Genomic DNA, 1,824 nt, shown 5'->3' on the forward strand with positions numbered 1-1,824 from the left:
GCCCCTTAAACTTCACAATCTCTTGATGTAACAAAGCGTGGTAAGCATCATCCAGCAGGATGGCCGAGAGACTGGCAACCGATTCATCGAATGGGATCGGCGTCAAAATCCGCGGCGGGGTATAAAGCAAACCATCGGGAAGGCGTGAAAAGAGTTCCAGCATGGCCGGGAAGGCTAAATCGTGTGGTTTGCTGAAACGATAAAACTTGCGAGGTACAGCCGCCTCCTGCTGCTCCTGATAGCCGCCCGCATCAACGAAGCTCCAGAACATGCGTCCGAACTCCGGGGTCAGTGCTTCAGCCAACAGAACGATGTCGAGATCCTTGGTTAACCTTGCTTCAAGTCCTGCCGCCTCCATCGCCAGAAAACTCGCTGTACCGCCGATCAAGACGTACTGATCAGAAAAATCAGCAAAGTATTTCCGAAACACATCCAAGCCACGTGGTGCGCTCATTCCTCAATCGCTTTCATCATCTCGCCCAGGGCCATAGCTACACGCTCATCCACCTCGGCTTCATCCTGCAAAGTTAAAAACAGTGAGTAGCGATCTACATAGCGTGCAGTCTGGTCAATCAAGATGCGCGGATCGTAAGACCACAACTCCAGTCCTACCGCCCCCTCGAACTTTTCATCCTCCAGACGGATTTCGGGATGGCGGCCTGTCACCGCCTGCCATGCCAACTCTCCCAACGCATACACGGGTACCGCCGGCTCACTCAGCATTGAATAAACAGCCAACGCATACAGTCCTGCCACCGGCAGGCTGACAACCTCATCTTCTGGCAACCGGCCCCACATACGTCGCAGCACTGGGGAACGCATCATAGGCAATGCCGCCTGCCACACATCCACCCGCGTCCCGCTCAACGACCACTGGGCGACGCGCCCCTCCCCGTGCAAATTCACAAAGCCCCGATCCAGCAATTCGCGCCGTGCGCGGGACAAGGTCATAGCGCTGTACCCTAACTGTCGCGCTATCGCCGAAGCGTGAGTACCGCATTCCCAGCGCCCCAGCAAACCTGCCAGCAATACCGCTTGGGCAGCAGGCCCAACTGCAGGTGCATGGCGTCGTGCCTCGGCTACATATTGCTCACGCAAATCCAATCCCAGTGGTGGCAAAAATAGCTGACGCCCAGGCACAACGAATGGCAGAAACAACTCGACCAGTCGCTGCCGCTGCCGCGCAGTCATCTCGTGTTGCCCATAGATCACCGGCGTGTCCGCCAAACGTTCAACCAAACGCATCTGCTTTTGCAGTTCAGCTCCGCTCGGTGTCTCCTGCTTCGCCACCATGAGCAGGCATGCGGTTCCAAAAAGATTCATCTCATGAAAAGAATAGGCCTCCACCAAATAGCGTGGCAGCGAAGGAACACCTGACCACACCGACAATACCGGTCGCGCGATGCCCAAGGTCTCGCTCAGGTAGGTCTGTAGCGCCTCACAGAAATCAGGTTTCATTTATATAACGCCGTATATGTCACTTAACATGAACGGAGTTAAACACCAAATATGGCGTTAATCAAGAGTTTCTTGCCAAATAACTGTCGCGGAGAAGTCTGGCTGGATTAAGTTCAAAGGCATTTTGACACCGATGGCCTTGAACACCGAATCCACTGGATATGAATAGAAGCTGGCCTGGAATTTCGCAAGCAGCTCACCCGGAATGCTAGGGATATCGCTGAGCTGAAGTTTGGCAATGGGCTATCACACAAGCCGGGTCTGGCATGATGGACGAAGACCCCATTAACGTTGGTGAGTACCAATATTTGGGATATCCGGATTCCGTGATTGACGCGAGGCTCACTTGACGCAGTGCACAAATTG

The 1,824-nt window shown here is 54.2% G+C and carries 2 protein-coding genes; both read right to left on the reverse strand.

Annotated features, from left to right (window positions below; genetic code table 11):
* On the reverse strand, positions 1 to 454 hold a 454-nt coding region (locus ACOYNV_RS28175; RefSeq protein WP_422903136.1), incomplete at its 3' end, for a hypothetical protein.
* Entirely contained in the window at positions 451 to 1,458 is a 1,008-nt protein-coding gene (locus ACOYNV_RS28180; RefSeq protein ID WP_422903137.1) for a hypothetical protein, read from the reverse strand. The genes ACOYNV_RS28180 and ACOYNV_RS28175, both read right to left, overlap by 4 nt.
* Positions 1,459 to 1,824 lie beyond the last annotated feature (366 nt).

The organism is Propionivibrio sp. (assembly GCF_049316945.1).
GTDB lineage: Bacteria > Pseudomonadota > Gammaproteobacteria > Burkholderiales > Rhodocyclaceae > Propionivibrio.

Excerpts from the sequence above, each read along its gene's own strand:
- ACOYNV_RS28180 (WP_422903137.1), bottom strand. The coding sequence starts at position 1,458 with ATGAAACCTGATTTCTGTGAGGCGCTACAGACCTACCTGAGCGAGACC.